Genomic DNA, 3,074 nt, shown 5'->3' with positions numbered 1-3,074 from the left:
AAGTGAGAAAGTAGTAAGATATTTTTTGTACCTTGAAAACTAAATAAGAGCAAGATAATCAACGACATCAAATCATTTTAAAATGATTCAAATTATATTTAGTAAATTAGTTAAGTGAACAAGGGCGCACGGTGGATGCCTTGGCACTAGGAGCCGATGAAGGACGGGACTAACGCCGATATGCTTCGGGGAGCTGTAAGTAAGCTTTGATCCGGAGATTTCCGAATGGGGAAACCTACTATTCGTAATGGAATAGTGCAGCTATTTGAATACATAGAATAGTTGTGGCATACCTGGGGAACTGAAACATCTTAGTACCCAGAGGAAGAGAAAGCAAATGCGATTTCCATAGTAGCGGCGAGCGAACTGGAATCAGCCCAAACCAGTAGGTTTACCTACTGGGGTTGTAGGACACTTCACATGGAGTTACAAAGAAATGTATTAGACGAATCGATCTGGAAAGGTCAGCCGAAGAAGGTAACAGCCCTGTAATCGAAAGTACATTTTCTCCGAAGTGGATCCTGAGTACGGCGGAACACGTGAAATTCCGTCGGAATCCGGGAGGACCATCTCCCAAGGCTAAATACTCCCTAGTGACCGATAGTGAACCAGTACCGTGAGGGAAAGGTGAAAAGCACCCCGGGAGGGGAGTGAAATAGTACCTGAAACCGTGTGCTTACAAGTAGTCGGAGCACGTTAATGTGTGACGGCGTACCTCTTGCAGAATGGACCGGCGAGTTACGATTACATGCAAGGTTAAGCGGGTTTTCCGTGGAGCCGCAGCGAAAGCGAGTCTGAAATGGGCGTTTTAGTATGTAGTCGTAGACCCGAAACCGTGTGATCTACCCATGTCCAGGGTGAAGGTCAGGTAACACTGACTGGAGGCCCGAACCCACGTATGTTGAAAAATGCGGGGATGAGGTGTGGGTAGGGGTGAAAAGCCAATCGAACACGGAGATAGCTGGTTCTCTCCGAAATAGCTTTTGGGCTAGCCTCAAGTTTTAGAGTATTGGAGGTAGAGCACTGATTGGACTAGGGGCCCTCATCGGGTTACCGAATTCAGTCAAACTCCGAATGCCAAATACTTTTACTTGGGAGTCAGACAGTGGGTGATAAGATTCATTGTCGAGAGGGAAACAACCCAGACCACCAGTTAAGGTCCCTAAGTATACGCTAAGTGGAAAAGGATGTGAAGTTGCTTAGACAACCAGGATGTTGGCTTAGAAGCAGCCACCATTTAAAGAGTGCGTAATAGCTCACTGGTCGAGTGACTTTGCGCCGAAAATGTACCGGGGCTAAGCGTATCACCGAAACTGTGGATTGTACCGTTGGTACAGTGGTAGGAGAGCGTTCTACTCGCTGTGAAGTCAGATCGTGAGGACTGGTGGAGTGTGTAGAAGTGAGAATGCCGGTATGAGTAACGAAAAAAGAGTGAGAATCTCTTTCACCGAAAGCCTAAGGTTTCCTGAGGAAGGCTCGTCCTCTCAGGGTTAGTCAGGACCTAAGCTGAGGCCGAAAGGCGTAGGCGATGGACAACAGGTTGATATTCCTGTACCACCTCGTAATTGTTTGAGCGATGGGGCGACGCAGGAGGATAAGGAATCGCACAGATGGATGTGCGTCCAAGCAGTTAGGGAGTTAGATAGGCAAATCCGTCTAACAATCTCGAGCTGTGATGGGGAGTTCATTTAGTAATGAAGTTCCTGATTCCACACTGCCAAGAAAAACCTCTAGTTAGATTACAGGTGCCTGTACCGATAACCGACACAGGTGGGCAAGAAGAGTATTCTAAGGTGAGCGGGAGAACTCTCGTTAAGGAACTAGGCAAAATGACCCCGTAACTTCGGGAGAAGGGGTGCTCCTCTTAGAGGAGCCGCAGTGAACAGGCCCAAGCGACTGTTTATCAAAAACATAGGTCTCTGCTAAGCCGCAAGGCGATGTATAGGGGCTGACACCTGCCCGGTGCTGGAAGGTTAAGGGGATGTGTTAGGCGTAAGCCGAAGCATTGAACCGAAGCCCCAGTAAACGGCGGCCGTAACTATAACGGTCCTAAGGTAGCGAAATTCCTTGTCGGGTAAGTTCCGACCCGCACGAAAGGTGCAACGACTTGGGCACTGTCTCAACGAGAGACCCGGTGAAATTATACTACGCGTGAAGATGCGCGTTACCCGCGACAGGACGGAAAGACCCCGTGGAGCTTTACTGTAGTCTGATATTGAATGTTTGTGCAACTTGTACAGGATAGGTAGGAGCCTTAGAAGCGTGAGCGCTAGCTTACGTGGAGGCACTGGTGGGATACTACCCTTGTTGTATGAACATTCTAACCCAGGACCGTGATCCGGTTCGGAGACAGTGTCAGATAGGCAGTTTGACTGGGGCGGTCGCCTCCCAAAGAGTAACGGAGGCGCTCAAAGGTTCCCTCAGAATGGTTGGAAATCATTCATCGAGTGTAAAGGCAGAAGGGAGCTTGACTGCGAGACTTACAAGTCGAGCAGGGACGAAAGTCGGACTTAGTGATCCGGTGGTTCCGCATGGAAGGGCCATCGCTCAACGGATAAAAGCTACCCCGGGGATAACAGGCTTATCTCCCCCAAGAGTTCACATCGACGGGGAGGTTTGGCACCTCGATGTCGGCTCATCGCATCCTGGGGCTGGAGTCGGTCCCAAGGGTTGGGCTGTTCGCCCATTAAAGCGGTACGCGAGCTGGGTTCAGAACGTCGTGAGACAGTTCGGTCCCTATCCGTCGTGGGCGTTGGAAGTTTGAGAGGAGCTGTCCTTAGTACGAGAGGACCGGGATGGACACACCACTGGTGTACCAGTTGTTCCGCCAGGAGCATAGCTGGGTAGCTACGTGTGGCAAGGATAAGTGCTGAAAGCATCTAAGCACGAAGCCCGCCTCAAGATGAGACTTCCCATCATTTTAAATGAGTAAGATCCCTTACGAGACGATAAGGTTGATAGGTTCGGGGTGGAAGCGTAGTGATACGTGGAGCTGACGAATACTAATAGATCGAGGACTTAACTAAGTTTTAAGTCAAGTTGATTTGAGTTCTTATTTAGTTTTGATGGTATAA

General features: G+C 49.2%; 1 rRNA gene. It reads left to right on the top strand.

Features of this window, described 5'->3' with window-relative positions:
- Positions 1–108: 108 nt before the first annotated feature.
- Positions 109–3,026, top strand: a 23S ribosomal RNA gene (locus WKT09_RS13530).
- Positions 3,027–3,074: the final 48 nt, after the last annotated feature.

This window comes from Pseudogracilibacillus sp. ICA-222130, assembly GCF_037892545.1.
In the GTDB taxonomy this organism is placed as follows: Bacteria; Bacillota; Bacilli; order Bacillales; family Amphibacillaceae; genus Pseudogracilibacillus.
This window is presented reverse-complemented; position numbering and strand designations above follow the sequence as displayed.